This is a genomic window from Micromonospora sp. DT228, assembly GCF_049841595.1.
In the GTDB taxonomy this organism is placed as follows: Bacteria; Actinomycetota; Actinomycetes; order Mycobacteriales; family Micromonosporaceae; genus Micromonospora.
Window position 1 is genome coordinate 358,500 of sequence record NZ_JBNCKO010000006.1, and the last position, 14,951, is coordinate 373,450.

Consider the following 14,951-nt stretch of genomic DNA (forward strand, 5'->3'; position numbering starts at 1 on the left):
CACCAGGGGACCCAGCATGCTCATCACGGACGACTTCCTGCCCGTACCGGTGCCGGAGTCGCTCAGCGCGACCTACCTGGTGCCGATGGCGGGGCTGCCGAAGGTAAGCGCGAAGACCGCGGTGGCGGCGCTGAGCGGCCGGCTGGCCGAGCCGGTGCACGGGCTGGCCCGGCAGATGCTCGACAGCCCACTGATGAGTGTCGACACCCGGCCGATCGCCGATTTCCCCGAGCTGCCGCCGGACCTGCTCACCGCGTTCGGCGCCACCGAGGAGCAGTTGGCCCGGCTGGCCGCGGCGACCCACCTGGTGGTCGTGCAGGCCGAGTACCGGCCCGGTTGGCCGCCCGCGCACGAGTGGGCGGCCCGCGCGGTCGCGGCCGCGGTGGCGGAATCCGCCGACGGCGACGTGGTGGACGTCTTCGGTCTGCAGTTCCTCGACCCGGCGACCGCGTTGCGCTCACTCCCCGACGAGCAGGGCCGCATCCGGCTTGTCGACTGGGTGCTGGTGCCGTACTCCTCGGACACCGAAGGACTGTGGTTCACCACCAAGGGGCTGCGCCGCTTCGGGCTGCTCGAATTGCAGACCCAGGGGGTCCCCGACCACCTCACCCGCGCCTGGGGCGCGGTGATGACCGGGGCGGCCCGTCGACTGCTGCGGGACTGGACCGACGGGCTCACCGGCGAGGAGGTGCCGGCGTTCGTGCAACTGCCGGTGCTGGCCACGGTCACCGGGCACGACATCGCGGTGGCGTACGGCAATCCGGAGCAGCACGGCGCGACGGCCCCGGTGCTGCTGCGCCTGGAGCTGGACCCGGCGACCGACCCGGAGGCCGACTCGTTCCTGAGCCTGCGCCCGCCGGCCGGGCACCCGGGCCCCGACGGGCGCTACTTCGCCGCCGCCTGCGCCACCCTGTTCTCCGGGATCCAGCCGGACGTGCGCTACGCCCGCTCCGGTGACGCGATGAGCCGGGCGGTCGCCACCGCGCGGGCAGCCCTCGGCGACGCGCGGACCCGGTTCGTGGCCGGTCAGTTGCCCGCCGAGTCGCAGTTGGTGGTCAAGTACGGCCTGCCCGGCGACGACGGCCCGGAGTACGTCTGGGCGGGCGTGACCTCGTGGGAGACCCCGGAACGGATCGTCGGCGTGAGTGCCAGCGACGCCAACACCGATCCAAGCGTACGGATCGGCGCCCCGGTGGTGGTGGAGGCGACCGACGTAGTCGACTGGGCCATCCTGAACGCGACAGGAGTCATCGAGGGCGGCTGGACCCAAGCAGTCCTGGACTCCGGCGAACCCCCCACCCCCACGCGCTAACCCCCACCCCACCCCGCACCCCGCACCCACACCCCCACCCCAGCCCCAGCCCCAGCCCCAGCCCCAGCTGATCATGGAGTTAGCGGGGGGTTTGATCTCGCAGCGTCCCGTCAACCTCATGATCAACGCCGGGAGGGCGGGGGCGGGTGGGGGGCGGGAGGGCGGGGGCGGGGGCAGGGGGCAGGGGGTGGGGGGTGGGGGTTACTTCACTGAGGGGGTTACGAAGGGGGGTTTGGTTAGGGTTAGGGGGGCTCGGCGGCCTCGGATGTCGATCTCGACCTCGTCGCCTTCGGACAGGTTGGCGTCGGTGTCCAGCAGGGCCAGGGCGATGCCCTGTTTGCGGGTTGGGGAGAAGGTGCCGCTTGTCACCTCGCCGACCTGCTTGTCGCCCACGTGCAGGGTCATCCCCGGGCGCGGGATGGCGCGGTCGACGGCGACCAGGCCGCGCAGCGTACGCCGGGGGCCGGCGGCCTTCTCGGCGAGCAGCGCGTCGCGGCCCCAGAAGGCCGGCTTGTCCCAACCGACGGCCCAGCCCGAGCGGGCCTGCACCGGGGTGATGTCCACCGAGAGGTCCTGCCCGTGCAGCGGGTACCCCATCTCGGTACGCAGCGTGTCCCGGGCGGCCAGCCCGCAGGCCCGCAGCTCGAACGCCTCCCCGGCGGCGAACAGCGCGTCCCAGACGGTCACGGCGTGCTCCGCCGGCACCACCAGCTCGTAGCCCAGCTCGCCCGTGTAGCCGGTGCGGCAGACGGTCAGCTCCACCCCGGCCAGGCTCGCCGCGGAGAAGCTCATGTAGCCGTGCTCGGTGGGCAGGTCGAGGGCGGTCAGCAGCTCGGCCGAGCGAGGGCCCTGCACGGCCAGCACGGCGTACCCCTCGTGCTCGTCGGTGACGGTGACCTGCGCGGGCGCGGCGGCGCGCAACCGGCGCACCACCTCGGCGGTGTTCGCCGCGTTGGGGATGAGGAAGACGTGGTCGTCGGCGTAGAGGTAGGCGATGATGTCGTCCACCACGCCGCCGGTGGCGTCGTCGCAGCAGAGCGTGTACTGCGCCCGGCCCGGACCGATCCGGCCCAGGTCGTTGCTGAGGCAGGAGTTGACGAAGTCGGCCGCGCCGGGGCCACTCACCCGGGCCTTGCCGAGGTGCGACACGTCGAAGACCCCGACCCCGGTACGCACCGCGGTGTGCTCCTTGAGCACTCCGCCGCCGGCGTACTCCAGCGGCATCTCCCAGCCCCCGAAGGGGGCGAACTTGGCGCCGGCGGCGATGTGCCGCTCGTGCAGCGGGGAACGGCGCAGCCGGGTCGCGGCGGCGTCGAAGGTCACGTCGGTCATGGGTGGCAACTTACCGGGGGCAACGTCGCTGGTTAGCATCGGCGGGAACCCGCTGGCGCTGTCGGCGGGACAGCCATGACGTTCGGCGGGTAGGTTCCGCCGGAGACCTTCACCGCCGGTACGCGACGCCGCGACCGGCCCGGCCCGCCCGGAGTAGCTTCAGTGACATCACCCCGCACCACCACCCTGAGCCTGGTCGACACCGACCCGGCCGAGCTCGCCGTCGACGCGATCGTGATCGGCGTGCACAGCCAGACCGGAGAGCAGGCCGCCACCAGCGGCCTCGCCGGCACCCTGCTGCTCGCGACCGGCGCGGAGAGCATCGCCGCCGCGTTCGACGGAAAGCTGACCGAGACGCTGGCGCTGCTGGGCGCGACCGGTGGGCCGGGTGAGGTCATCAAGCTCGCCACGCTGGGCACCGTGACCGCCCCGCTGGTCGCCGCGGTGGGGCTCGGCCCGGAGCCGTCGGGCGCCGCCCCGGCCCCGGAGGCGTTGCGCCGGGCCGCGGGTTCGGCGATCCGGGCCCTGGCGGGCGCGCCCCGGGTCGCGTTGGCCATGCCGCTGCCGGACGACACGGACGCGTCGGCTGAGCTGCGCGCGGTCGCCGAGGGGGCGCTGCTCGGTGGGTACCGGTTCGCCGGTTACAAGACCCGCCCGCAGCCGACCCGGCGGGAGCCGGTGACCGAGGTGCTCATCGCGGTGCCGGACGCGGGCGACGCGGGCGCCCAGGCGGAGATCACCCGGGCGCAGGTGGTGGCGGGTGCGGTCCGGCTCACCCGGGACTGGGTCAACACCGCCCCGAACGAGCTGCGTCCGCCGTCGTTCGCCGACGCGGTCGCCGGTGCCGCCCGGGACGCGGGCCTCGGCGTCGAGGTGCTGGACGAGGCGGAGCTGGCCGCCGGCGGTTACGGCGGCATCGTGGCGGTCGGTCAGGGCTCGGAGGCCCCGCCCCGGCTGGTGAAGCTCACCTACACGCCGACCGACGGCGGCAACGGCAAGCGGGTCGCGTTGGTCGGCAAGGGGATCACCTTCGACACCGGCGGTATCTCGATCAAGCCGGCGCAGGGCATGTGGGAGATGAAGTCCGACATGGGCGGCGCGGCGGCGGTGGGCGCGGCCATGCTGGCGATCGCCGCGCTGAAGCCGGCGGTCGCGGTGAGCGCCTACCTGCCCATGGCGGAGAACATGCCCTCGGGCACCAGCTACCGGCCGGGTGACGTGATCACCATGTTCAACGGCAAGCGGGTCGAGGTGCTCAACACCGACGCCGAGGGCCGGATGATCCTGGGTGACGCGATGGCCCGCGCCTGCGCGGACGGCACCGACTACCTGTTCGAGACCTCCACCCTGACCGGCGGCCAGGTGGTCGCGCTGGGCAAGCGGGTGGCGGGCGTGATGGGCACTCCGGAGCTGTGCGAGCGGGTCCAGGTGGTCGGCGACGCGGTCGGCGAGCCCGCCTGGCCGATGCCGCTGCCGGACGACGTGCGCAAGGGCATGGAGTCCGACGTGGCGGACATCTCGCAGGTCAACGCCGGGATGGACCGGGCCGGTCACATGCTCCAGGGCGGGGTGTTCCTGCGTGAGTTCGTGACCGACGACGTGGCCTGGGCGCACATCGACATCGCCGGGCCGAGCTACCACTCGGGTGAGCCGACCGGCTACTGGACCAAGGGCGGCACCGGCGTGCCGGTGCGCATGCTGGTGCAGCTCGTCGAGGATGTCGCCGCCAACGGCTGACGGAGCTCCGGGAGGGGCCGCCTGCCGACGCGGGCGGCCCTTCCGCACGTCTCAGTACCGCTCGGGGCGGCGTTTACGCCGCTCGTTACCGCTCGGGGCGGCGTTTACGCCGCTCGTTGAAGTCGCGCATCCGCTGCGGGTAGCCCATCAGCCGGACGTCGTACACCGGGATGCCCATCCGGTACGCGAAGCGCCGCGCGCCGTCCGGGCCGTCGATGCGCCGCCGGGTCCACTCCCCGTCGTCGGCGATCAGGATGACGGTGGTCTCGGTCACCGTCGTCCGGGGTTCGATGAACGCCTCGACGCCCCGCCGGCTGCGGATGAAGGTCTCCAGATGGTCCAGGTCGCCACGGTCGGCGACACGGTCACGGCTCGGCACGGCCGTCTGTTTGCGGCGCCGGAACAACCCCACCTGTTCTCTCCCCCAGGGTGCGTCATCGACAACGGTGCCAAGGGTACGTGTCGATGACGTGTCGTTGGGCACCTCAGTACGCACCCTGTGCCCAGTGGTGACAAGATGACCGAGGTGGGGTGTGTCTGTGCTACACCCCCTTGACCCCCCATTGCAGCGACGCGACCTGGGAGTTGGACGTGAGCGAGCCGAACGAAGCGACCTTCGACATTGTCATCCTCGGAGGTGGCAGCGGCGGCTACGCGACCGCGCTGCGCGCCGTCCAGCTGGGCCTGACGGTCGCGCTGGTCGAAAAGGGCAAGCTCGGGGGCACCTGCCTGCACAACGGCTGCATCCCGACGAAGGCGCTGCTGCACGCCGCCGAGATCGCCGACCAGGCCCGCGAGTCGGAGCAGTTCGGTGTGAAGGCCGAGCTGATCGGCATCGACATGGCCGGGGTCAACGCGTACAAGGACGGCGTGATCGCCCGCCTGTACAAGGGCCTGCAGGGCATGTTGAAGGGCAACAAGGCGATCACCATCGTCGAGGGCCACGGCAAGCTGGTCGGCAAGAACGTCGTCGAGGTCGACGGCAAGCGCTACACCGGCCGCAACATCGTCCTGGCCTCCGGCTCGTACGCCAAGAGCCTGCCCGGCCTGGAGGTCGACGGCGAGCGGATCATCACCAGCGACCACGCGCTCACGATGGACCGGGTGCCGTCGTCGGTGATCGTGCTCGGTGGCGGCGTGATCGGCGTCGAGTTCGCCAGCGTGTGGAAGTCCTTCGGCGTGGACGTGACGATCGTCGAGGCGCTGCCCCGGCTGGTCGCCGCCGAGGACGAGGAGTCGTCGAAGGCGCTGGAGCGGGCGTTCCGCAAGCGGAAGATCAACTTCAAGGTCGGCAAGCCGTTCGAGACGGTCGAGAAGACCGAGAACGGCGTCAAGCTGACAATTCAGGGCGGCGAGACCGTGGAGGCGGAGCTGCTGCTTGTCGCCGTCGGTCGCGGCCCGAACACCGCCAACCTCGGGTACGAGGAGCAGGGCGTCACGATGGACCGCGGCTACGTGCTGACCGACGAGCGGCTGCGCACCAGCGTGCCGAACGTCTACGCGGTCGGCGACATCGTGCCCGGCCTCCAGCTCGCGCACCGCGGCTTCCAGCAGGGCATCTTCGTCGCCGAGGAGATCGCCGGGCAGACCCCGGCCGTGATCGACGAGGTCGGCATCCCGCGCGTCACCTACTGCGACCCGGAGCTGGCGTCGGTGGGTCTCACCGAGACCAAGGCCAAGGAGCAGTACGGCGCCGACAAGGTCAAGACGTACAACTACAACCTGGGTGGCAACGGCAAGAGCCAGATCCTCAAGACCACCGGCTTCGTGAAGCTGGTCCGGGTCGAGGACGGCCCCGTCGTCGGCGTACACATGATCGGCGCCCGGGTGGGTGAGCTGATCGGTGAGGCGCAGCTCATCTACAACTGGGAGGCCTACCCGGCCGAGGTCGCCCAGCTCGTGCACGCCCACCCGACCCAGAACGAGGCCCTGGGCGAGGCGCACCTGGCCCTCGCCGGCAAGCCGCTGCACGCGCACGCCTGATCATCCACAACCGCGGCGTCCGGCGACGGGCGAAGATCCCACCAGGGGAATGAAGGAGTCTCAGAAAATGCCGGTATCGGTCACCATGCCCCGGCTCGGCGAGAGCGTCACCGAGGGCACCGTCACTCGCTGGCTCAAGCAGGAGGGCGACACGGTCGAGGTCGACGAGCCCCTGCTCGAGGTCTCGACCGACAAGGTCGACACCGAGATCCCGTCGCCCGCGGCGGGCGTGCTGAGCCGGATCGTGGTCGGCGAGGACGAGACCGCCGAGGTCGGCAGCGAACTGGCCGTCATCGCTGGTGAGGGCGAGTCGACCGGCGGTGGCGAGGCCGCCCCGCAGGAGCAGGCCCCGGCCGAGTCGGTCGAGCCGGTCACCGAGCCGACGGCCGCCGCCGAGGGCACCGCCGACGAGGTGGCCCAGGACGAGGCCCCGGCCGAGGCGCCGGCTCCGGCCGCCGCCTCCTCCGGCGAGGGCACCGCGGTGAAGATGCCGGCCCTGGGTGAGAGCGTCACCGAGGGTACGGTCACCCGCTGGCTCAAGCAGGTCGGCGAGACCATCGAGGTGGACGAGCCGCTGCTGGAGGTCTCCACCGACAAGGTGGACACCGAGATCCCGTCGCCGGTCGCCGGCACCGTGCTGGAGATCAAGGTCGCCGAGGACGAGACCGCGGCGGTCGGCGCCGACCTGGCGATCATCGGCGCTGCTGGCGGCGCCCCCGCCCAGGCGCAGCCCGAGCCGAAGCCCGAGCCGAAGGCGGAGGCCAAGCCGGCGCCGAAGGCCGAGCCGAAGCCGGAGCCGAAGGTCGAGGAGCCGACGCCGGGCCTGTCGTACAACGAGCCGGCCGCGGAGACCGAGAGCTCGGCCCAGCCGGCGAAGACCGAGCAGGCCGCGCAGCCCGCCGCGTCGACCTCGACCCCGTCGCGCCCGTCCGCCCCGGCGCCGGGTGCCGGCGAGGAGGCCGCCGGGTACGTGACCCCGCTGGTCCGCAAGCTGGCAAGTGAGCACGGCGTCGACCTGGCCGCGCTCAACGGCACCGGCGTGGGTGGCCGGATCCGCAAGCAGGACGTGCTGGAGGCCGCCGAGAAGGCGAAGGCCGCCAAGGCCGCTCCCGCCGCCGCACAGCCGGCCGCCGCGCCGTCGGCCGCCCCGGCCAAGCCGGCCGCCAAGCCGCAGCCGAGCGGCAAGCGGGGCACCACCGAGAAGCTCCCCCGGATCCGCAAGGCGATCGCCAAGCGGATGCACGAGTCGCTGCACGAGATGGCGCAGCTCACCACGGTGGTCGAGGTGGACGTCACCCGGATCGCCAAGCTGCGGGCGCAGGCGAAGGACTCGTTCGTGCAGCGGCACGGCGTCAAGCTGTCCTTCCTGCCGTTCTTCGCTCTCGCCGCCATCGAGGCGTTGCAGACGTACCCGATCGTCAACGCCCAGCTGGACCTGGACGGCGGCACCATCACCTACCCGGCGGCGGAGCACCTCGGCATCGCCGTGGACACCGAGCGGGGCCTCGTGGTGCCGGTCATCCACAACGCCGGTGACCTCAACCTCGGTGGCATCGCCAAGCGGGTCGCCGACCTGGCCGAGCGCACCCGGACCAACAAGGTCAGCCCGGACGAGCTGGCCGGGGCGACCTTCACGCTCACCAACACGGGCAGCCGGGGCGCGCTCTTCGACACCCCGATCGTGCCGACGCCGCAGTCGGCCATGCTCGGCACGGGTGCCGTGGTCAAGCGGCCGGTCGTGGTCAACGACCCGGACCTGGGCGAGGTCGTCGCGGTCCGGTCGATGGTCTACCTGGCCATGTCGTACGACCACCGGCTGATCGACGGCGCCGACGCCGCCCGCTTCCTGAGCGCGATCAAGGAGCGGCTGGAGGCCGGCAACTTCGAGCCGGAGCTGGGCCTGTCCTGATCCTGCGCAAAAGGCGCCCCGGTCGTCGACCGGGGCGCCTTTTCGTCGCTCAGCCCTTGAGCAGCGCCGTCGAGACCTTCCAGAGCCGCTCGGCGGCCTCCGGGTCCAGCGCGTACGCCGCGACTCCGGTCCGCCCGCCGGGCTGGGCGGGGGCGGCCTCCTGACAGTCCTCGAAGTAGCGCCCGCCCACGCCGTCGAGCAGCGGCGACGCGGCGACGAGCACCGAGGTGGCGGCACCCTGCTCGACGCTCTTCCAGGCCGCCGCGTTACCGGCGCGCAGCCGGTCCAGTTCCTCCTCGCTGACGTAGCGCTGGAGGTTGGTCCGGATCGCGCCGGGCATCAGCGAGTTGGCCGTGATGCCGTCGTCGGCCCAGAGCGGGACGCCTCCACGGCGAAGAGCACGTTTGCCGTCTTGGACTGCCCGTACGCCTGCCACGGCTCGTACTCCCGCTTGTCGTACTGGATGTCCTCGAAGACCACAGGTGAGCGCAGGTGGGCGGCGGAGCTGACCGAGACGATCCGGGCCCCGCCGTCGGCGGCGAGCGCCGGGCGTAGCCCGGTGGCGAGCGCGAAGTGCCCGAGGTGGTTGGTGGCGAACTGCATCTCCCAGCCCTGCGGGGTTCGGCTCAGCGGCGCGGCCATGATGCCGGCGTTGTTGACCAGGATGTGCAGCGGGCCGTCCCAGTTGGCGACGAAGTCGGCGACGGATCCCTGGTCGGCGAGGTCGAGCGGCGCGACCATGACCCGGTCGTTGCCCGTCGTGCCGGTGATGTCGGCGGCGGCCCGCTGGCCGGCGTCCGGGTTGCGGACGGCGAGGGTGACCTCCGCGCCGGCGCTGGCCAGGGCACGGGCGGTCTCCACGCCGATGCCGGACGAACCGCCGGTGACGATCGCCCGCCGGCGGTTGAGGTCCACGCCCCGGATCACGTCCATGGCCGTGGAGGTATGGGCGAATGACGTGGTGATCGGGTTCTTCGTCGTCATGATCCATCCTTGTCCAGGGCGGGTCGGACCGACCAGCCCGTCTGCCGGAGGCCGTGGCCGGCCAGGATTCGGCCGGCGCGCCAACAGACGGCGCTCCGGACCGTACGGAGGCCGGTCCAGGCGTTTTCCCACAGCCGGCCGGAGGTAACGCCGGACCGCACCGCCATTGCCGTTCGGGCCTTCGACCAGCCCGGACGCTGCCAGAGTGGGACCGTGGGCAGCTACCGGCGGGGTGGGCAACTGGGTCCTGCCGTCCCGATCGCCCCCGGTGCCCGGGTGGACAAGTTCGAGGTCTTCTTCGACCTGGTCTTCGTCTTCTCGTTCTTCATCATCACCAGGGCGACCGCCGCAAACATCTCCGGCCGACAGTTGCTGCACGCCGGTCTGGTGCTCGCCGTGCTCTGGTGGATCTGGGTGGTGCACAGCCTGGTCGCCACCCGGGTCCGGCTCGGCGAGGGCTACGTACCGGTGCTCATGGTGATCGCCATGGTGGCCCTGTTCGCGTTCGCGCTGGCGCTGCCGCAGGCGTTCAGCGACCCGAAGGGGGGTGCCGGCGGCCCGATGCTCGTGGCCGTCAGCTACGTCGTGGTCCGGGCCGTCCACATGATCCTCTACCAGCACGTGGTGCGGGACAGCCCGCAGGAGCGGCGCCAGCTTCGCCGCTTCGCCCCGGAGCTGGCGGTGAGCATCGTGCTGCTGCTGGCCGCCGCGTTGATCCCGCCGCAGATCACCGACCCGAACCGGGCCGCACTCGTCCGCGACGGACTGTGGATCGCCGTGGTGGTGGTGCAGTACGCCACCGGCTTCATCGTCGGCACCTGGGGCTGGGGGGTGACAAGCGCCGAGCACTGGACGGAGCGCTACGACCTCATTCTGATCATCGCGCTGGGCGAGTCCATCATCTCCACCGGGGTGGGCGGCAATCTGCTCGGCAAGCCGGTGACCTGGCCGGCGGTGACGGCGGCGGCGCTCGGCATCGTGATCACGGCCGCCCTCTGGTGGGCGCACTTCGACTTCATCGGGCCGGCCGCCCGCATCGCCCTGCACGCGGCGGAGGGTGGCCCCCGGGTGGCCATGGCCCGCGACGCGTACGCGTACCTCTACCTGCCGATGATCGCCGGGGTGATCCTCTTCTCGATCGGCAACGAGGAGGTCCTGCACAAGATCACCGATCCGGCCGGTGGGATCGCCGAGCGGGTCGAGGGCCCGGCCGTGCCGATGTTGTTCGGCGGGTTGGTCTGCTACTTCGCCGTCAACATGCTGTTCCAGTTGCGCACCCTGCACACCGTCACCTGGACCCGGGTCGGCGTCATCGTGGTGCTGACGGCCGCCCTGCCGGTCGGTCAGCACCTGCCGGCGCTGGGGGCGCTCACCCTCGCGACAGTGATCTGCGTGGGGCTGGTGGCCGTCGAGGTGCTGGTGTTGTCGGGCTCCCGGCACGCGCTACGGGCCGCCGTCTTCGAGGAACGCACCAGCCACGAGGCCCACGAGGCCGCCTGGCGCGCCCGCTGGCACGACGTCCGGGAGACCGACGAGCCGACCACCCCGTGACACCGGTATAGGATCCGGCGCAGCGTCGCGGTGCACCCGGCTCGAAGGCCGCCGTGGGCATGGAGGCGCGGGGACAGCATGGGACGCACGTGCACCCGAGCAATTCACCGGCCGGCCGGCTCGCCGCCGTCGGCAATCAGATGATCGAGATCCACCTCTGGCTCAGCGCGGAACTGGCCCGTCTCCGGGCCAGCCTCGACACCTCGGGCGACGCGCGGGCGTCCCGGGACCTGCGGGCGCACTGCCTGACCTTCTGCGCGGCACTCGGCCGACACCACACGGGTGAGGACGCGGGCGCGTTCCGGCTGCTCGCCGACGAGGTCCCCGAGCTGCGCCCGGTCATCGCGAACCTGATCGTCGACCACGAGGTGGTGGCCGGAATCCTGGAACGGGTCGAGGCGCTGCTCGCCGGCGACCCGGCGATGCCGCTCGGCCAGGTGCGCGCCGAACTGGACGGGTTGGCCGCGCTGCTGGAGTCGCACTTCCGCTACGAGGAGAAACGGCTGGTCAGCGCACTGAACGCGCTCACCGGCCGGCCCGGGACGACCGAGGAGCTCCTCGGCCTGACCGCGCCGCCGACCTGACGGGTGGCCCCGCCCAGCCGCCGGTCACTCCTGCGGCGCCGGGCCGGGCAGCCGCTCGTAGAAGCGGATCTTCTCCCGAAGGTGGTCGTACTGGCGCTGGAGCAGGCGCATCTGCTCCTCCACCCGCACCGCGTGGTGGTGCAGCAGCGCGCGCCGCTCGTCGGCGGTGTGCTCGCCCTCGCGGGCCAGAGACGCGTAGCGGCGCATCTGCGCGATCGGCATCCCGGTGTCGCGCAGGCAGCGGAACAGCACCAGCCAGCCGAGGTCGTCGTCGGTGAAGACCCGCTGCCCGCCCGCCGTCCGCTCCACGTCGGCGAGGAGGCCGATCTTCTCGTAGTACCGCAGGGTGTCCAGGCTGAAGCCGCTGCGGCGGGCGGCCTCCGAGGGGGCGTAACCGCTCATGTCGCCAGATCGTAGTGCTTGACCTGGAGTGCGCTCCAGGTTGGAGGCTTGTCACCATGACGACGACACGGACGCTGGGACGCAGCGGCATCACGGTGAGCGCCATCGGGATGGGGTGCTGGGCGATCGGCGGGCCACTCTGGGGCGACGACGGACAGCCGTTCGGCTGGGGCGAGGTCGACGACGACGAGTCCATCCGCACCATCCACCGGGCGCTCGATCTCGGCGTGACCCTGTTCGACACGGCCAGCAACTACGGCGCCGGGCACAGCGAGCGGATCCTCGGCCGAGCCCTGGCCGGCCGGCGGGACAGCGCGGTGATCGCCACCAAGTTCGGCAACGTCAGCGACGAGGGCACCCGGCGGTGGCTCGGCACCGACGCCAGCCCGGCGTACGCGGTCCGCAGCCTGGAAAATTCGCTGCGCCGGCTCGGCACCGATCACGTCGACCTGTACCAACTGCACATCAGTGAGCTGCCGGCGCCCGCCGCGCTCGACCTGGTCGACACCCTGGAGGGCCTCGTCGACCAGGGCAAGATCCGGGCGTACGGCTGGAGCACCGACAACCCCACCTCCGCGGAGGCGTTCGCCGCCGCCGGTCCGCGCTGCGCCGCCATCCAGCACGACGAGTCGGTGCTGCGCGACAACCCGGCGGCGCTGGCGGTCTGCGACAGCCACGACCTGGCCAGCCTCAACCGTGGTCCGCTGGCGATGGGGCTGCTCACCGGGTCGACCCGGGCGGTCGGGGCGGACGACGTGCGCGGGCGGGCGCCGGAGTGGTTGGAGTGGTTCACCGACGGCCGGCCGACGCCGCGCTGGGCGGCCCGGGTGGAGCAGGTCCGGGCGGCGCTCACCGCCGACGGGCGGACCCTCGCGCAGGGCGCGCTCGGCTGGCTGCTGGCGCGTAGCCCGCGTACCGTCCCGATCCCCGGCCTGCGCACGGTCGCCCAGGCCGAGGAGAACCTGGCCACCCTTGCCCTCGGCCCGCTGGGCGCCGAGGCGTACGCCGAGGTGGAGCGACTGCTCGCGGACCTGCGACCGGCCCACGCGGCCTGACCACCGGGCCGGTCCGCGCCCCGGGCGCCGTCAGCGGAAGTCGTCCGCGTGCTCGGCGGCCCACTGTCGAAACGTGCGCCCGGGGCGGCCGGTCACCTGCTCGACGTCCGGGGCGACCCAGGCGTTGCCGTCGAGGTCGCGCCCCATCTCCAGGAACCACTCGATCACGTCGGTCGGATAGTGGTCCTTCCAGTGCTCGCGGGCCTGCTCCGGGGTCAGCTCGTCGAACCGCACCGGGCGGCCGATCGCCGCACCGATCATCGAGACCACGTCCCGGCGGCGGACCGGCTCCGGCCCGGTCGGCTGGTAGACGCGGCCGGCGTGGCCGTCCTCGGTCAGCGCGGCCACGATGACAGCGGCGATGTCCGCCTCGTGGACAAGCGCGCTGGTCCAGTCCCCGAACGGCGCCCGCACCACCCCCTCGGTGCGGATGCCTGCCGCCCAGTCGCGGGTGTTCGCCATGAACTCGCCCGGGAAGACGTGCGTCCACTCCAGGCCCGAGTTCTCGACGGCCCGGTGCAGGGGCCGGTGGGGTGCCTCCATCGGGTCGTCGTCCGCCCGGCTCGGGTCGTTGTGGCCAAGATGGGTGACCCGGCGCACGCCTGCCTGTCGGGCCAACTCCAGGATCTCCGCCCCGGTGGCCAACGGCCCGTACCCGTCCATCGCGACCAGGTGCATACGCGTCACGCCGCGCAGCGCCGGAACCAGCGTGTGGGGCCTGGCGAAGTCGCCCGCCACCACCTCCACCCCGCCGGGCAGCGCGACGGCCGCCGGTGACGCGGGATCGCGGGTCAGTGCCCGTACGTCGTGTCCGGCGGCCACCAGTTGCCGGACCAGGCTGCCGCCGACGGTCCCGGTCGCTCCGGTCACCAGAATCGGCATGATTCCTCCTCGGGGTCGCCCGTAGGCGGGCACGGCGAGCCAACCCCGACATTCGGGGGCGCTCTCGGATTGGCCCATGGTCGGTCAGGTCGATGCCGAAAGCAATCGCGAACATTGCATTCACGTTCGCTCTGACCTGCGGAAACGCGCTGACTCCCGAATGCGCCCGACCTCTTTTTTCGGCACCTGGGACACCCGTTGACCTGCGCTTTACGCGCCGCACGCGATCCCGGCGCGGATTTCTTCGCCGAAACGCCCCGCGGCCGCGCCCCAGGCATCCGCCGGCGGCGTTCTGGACGAAGATGGGGGTATGCGCATCCTTCTGGCCGGCGCGTCCGGCTTCCTCGGCACCCGGCTGGCCGACCGGCTCACGGCGGACGGGCACCAGATCACCCGACTGGTCCGTCGGCCGCCGCGCGACCCGCAGGAGCGGCAATGGGATCCGGCCGCCGCACAGCTCGACCCGGCCGTGGTCGCCGGGGCGGACGCGGTGGTCAACCTGGCCGGCGCGGGCGTCGGCGACAAGCGCTGGGACGACGACTACCGGCGGTTGATCCGGACCAGCCGGGTGGACAGCACCACCACGCTCGCGACCACGGTCGCCGGGCTTCCCGCCGCCGACCGGCCCCGGGCGTTGCTCAACTCCTCGGCCGTGGGCTGGTACGGCAACACCGGCGACCGGGCCGTCGAGGAGGACGCGCCGGCCGGCGAGGGCTTCCTGGCCGACGTCTGCCGGGTGTGGGAGGCCGCGACCCGACCGGCCGAGGACGCCGGAGTACGCGTCATCCGGCTGCGCATCGGCCTGCCGCTGGACCGCGACGGGGGGCTGCTCAAGCCGCAGCTACTGCCGTTCAAGCTCGGCATCGCCGGCCGGCTGGGCAGCGGCCGGCAGTGGCTGCCCTGGATCTCGTTGGCCGACTGGCTGGACGCGACCCTCTTCCTGTTGGACCACGACGAGATCGCCGGCCCGGTCAACGTGGTGGGCCCGAACCCGGTGACGAACGCCGAGTTCACCCGCGAGCTGGCCCGACAACTGCACCGCCCGGCCATCGTCCCGATCCCCGCACTGGCGCTCAAGGTGGTGCTGGGCGGCTTCGCCCACGAGGCCCTGACCAGCACCAGAGTCCTCCCCGGCGTGCTGACCCGCGCAGCCTTCACGTACCAACACCCCACCCTCCCCCAAGCCCTCCAAAAAGCCCTGAACCCCTAAACCCCCGCGT

At 72.3% G+C, this 14,951-nt stretch carries 12 protein-coding genes and 1 pseudogene; 8 read left to right on the top strand and 5 right to left on the bottom strand.

Going from position 1 to position 14,951, the window contains the following annotated elements; genetic code table 11:
- The first annotated feature begins 16 nt into the window (after window positions 1-16).
- Window positions 17-1,312, top strand: coding sequence for a DUF2314 domain-containing protein (locus ACLQ29_RS15785; RefSeq protein WP_425759766.1), 1,296 nt, complete (start codon window positions 17-19; stop codon window positions 1,310-1,312).
- Window positions 1,313-1,513: 201 nt separating this feature from the next.
- Here ACLQ29_RS15785 and gcvT read toward each other — a convergent pair whose 3' ends face one another.
- Entirely contained in the window at window positions 1,514-2,644 is a 1,131-nt protein-coding gene (gene gcvT, locus ACLQ29_RS15790) for a glycine cleavage system aminomethyltransferase GcvT (RefSeq protein WP_425772272.1), read from the bottom strand.
- Window positions 2,645-2,806: 162 nt separating this feature from the next.
- On the opposite strand from gcvT, the gene ACLQ29_RS15795 reads away from it, so the two are divergent.
- Window positions 2,807-4,381, top strand: coding sequence for a leucyl aminopeptidase (locus tag ACLQ29_RS15795; RefSeq protein WP_425772273.1), 1,575 nt, complete (start codon window positions 2,807-2,809; stop codon window positions 4,379-4,381).
- A gap of 85 nt (window positions 4,382-4,466) precedes the next feature.
- Here ACLQ29_RS15795 and ACLQ29_RS15800 read toward each other — a convergent pair whose 3' ends face one another.
- On the bottom strand, window positions 4,467-4,793 hold the full coding sequence (locus ACLQ29_RS15800; protein WP_425772274.1) for a hypothetical protein: 327 nt from the start codon (window positions 4,791-4,793) through the stop codon (window positions 4,467-4,469).
- Window positions 4,794-4,933: 140 nt separating this feature from the next.
- Between ACLQ29_RS15800 and lpdA the strand changes: the two genes are divergently transcribed.
- Window positions 4,934-6,364: a dihydrolipoyl dehydrogenase gene (gene lpdA, locus ACLQ29_RS15805; protein WP_425772275.1), complete on the top strand. Its 1,431-nt coding sequence runs from the start codon at window positions 4,934-4,936 to the stop codon at window positions 6,362-6,364.
- A gap of 67 nt (window positions 6,365-6,431) precedes the next feature.
- Window positions 6,432-8,273, top strand: a complete 1,842-nt coding sequence (gene sucB / locus ACLQ29_RS15810; protein WP_425772276.1) for a 2-oxoglutarate dehydrogenase, E2 component, dihydrolipoamide succinyltransferase — start codon at window positions 6,432-6,434, stop codon at window positions 8,271-8,273.
- 49 nt (window positions 8,274-8,322) lie between these two features.
- On the opposite strand, the pseudogene ACLQ29_RS15815 reads toward sucB, so the two are convergent.
- Window positions 8,323-9,257 (bottom strand): annotated as a pseudogene (locus tag ACLQ29_RS15815) (SDR family NAD(P)-dependent oxidoreductase).
- 213 nt (window positions 9,258-9,470) lie between these two features.
- Between ACLQ29_RS15815 and ACLQ29_RS15820 the strand changes: the two are divergent.
- Both ACLQ29_RS15820 and ACLQ29_RS15825 read left to right on the top strand, forming a co-directional pair.
- Entirely contained in the window at window positions 9,471-10,808 is a 1,338-nt protein-coding gene (locus ACLQ29_RS15820; RefSeq protein ID WP_425772277.1) for a low temperature requirement protein A, read from the top strand.
- Between the two features lie 89 nt (window positions 10,809-10,897).
- On the top strand, window positions 10,898-11,392 hold the full coding sequence (locus tag ACLQ29_RS15825) for a hemerythrin domain-containing protein (RefSeq protein ID WP_425772278.1): 495 nt from the start codon (window positions 10,898-10,900) through the stop codon (window positions 11,390-11,392).
- Window positions 11,393-11,416: 24 nt separating this feature from the next.
- On the opposite strand, the gene ACLQ29_RS15830 is transcribed toward ACLQ29_RS15825, so the two are convergent.
- On the bottom strand, window positions 11,417-11,794 hold the full coding sequence (locus ACLQ29_RS15830; RefSeq protein WP_425772279.1) for a MerR family transcriptional regulator: 378 nt from the start codon (window positions 11,792-11,794) through the stop codon (window positions 11,417-11,419).
- Window positions 11,795-11,850: 56 nt separating this feature from the next.
- On the opposite strand from ACLQ29_RS15830, the gene ACLQ29_RS15835 reads away from it, so the two are divergent.
- Window positions 11,851-12,849 carry an aldo/keto reductase gene (locus tag ACLQ29_RS15835; RefSeq protein ID WP_425772280.1) on the top strand — a complete coding sequence of 333 codons (999 nt, stop codon included), beginning with the start codon at window positions 11,851-11,853 and terminating at the stop codon, window positions 12,847-12,849.
- Between the two features lie 30 nt (window positions 12,850-12,879).
- Here ACLQ29_RS15835 and ACLQ29_RS15840 read toward each other — a convergent pair whose 3' ends face one another.
- The gene (locus ACLQ29_RS15840) at window positions 12,880-13,731 is read right to left on the bottom strand and encodes an NmrA family NAD(P)-binding protein (protein ID WP_425772281.1); all 852 of its coding nucleotides are present in this window, start codon (window positions 13,729-13,731) and stop codon (window positions 12,880-12,882) included.
- Between the two features lie 310 nt (window positions 13,732-14,041).
- Between ACLQ29_RS15840 and ACLQ29_RS15845 the strand changes: the two genes are divergently transcribed.
- Window positions 14,042-14,941: a TIGR01777 family oxidoreductase gene (locus ACLQ29_RS15845; RefSeq protein ID WP_425772282.1), complete on the top strand. Its 900-nt coding sequence runs from the start codon at window positions 14,042-14,044 to the stop codon at window positions 14,939-14,941.
- Window positions 14,942-14,951 lie beyond the last annotated feature (10 nt).

Coding starts and splice junctions, on each gene's coding strand:
- ACLQ29_RS15785 (WP_425759766.1), top strand. CDS start 17: ATGCTCATCACGGACGACTTCCTGCCCGTACCGGTGCCGGAGTCGCTC.
- gcvT (WP_425772272.1), bottom strand. CDS start 2,644: ATGACCGACGTGACCTTCGACGCCGCCGCGACCCGGCTGCGCCGTTCC.
- sucB (WP_425772276.1), top strand. CDS start 6,432: ATGCCGGTATCGGTCACCATGCCCCGGCTCGGCGAGAGCGTCACCGAG.
- ACLQ29_RS15830 (WP_425772279.1), bottom strand. CDS start 11,794: ATGAGCGGTTACGCCCCCTCGGAGGCCGCCCGCCGCAGCGGCTTCAGC.
- ACLQ29_RS15835 (WP_425772280.1), top strand. CDS start 11,851: ATGACGACGACACGGACGCTGGGACGCAGCGGCATCACGGTGAGCGCC.
- ACLQ29_RS15840 (WP_425772281.1), bottom strand. CDS start 13,731: ATGCCGATTCTGGTGACCGGAGCGACCGGGACCGTCGGCGGCAGCCTG.
- ACLQ29_RS15845 (WP_425772282.1), top strand. CDS start 14,042: ATGCGCATCCTTCTGGCCGGCGCGTCCGGCTTCCTCGGCACCCGGCTG.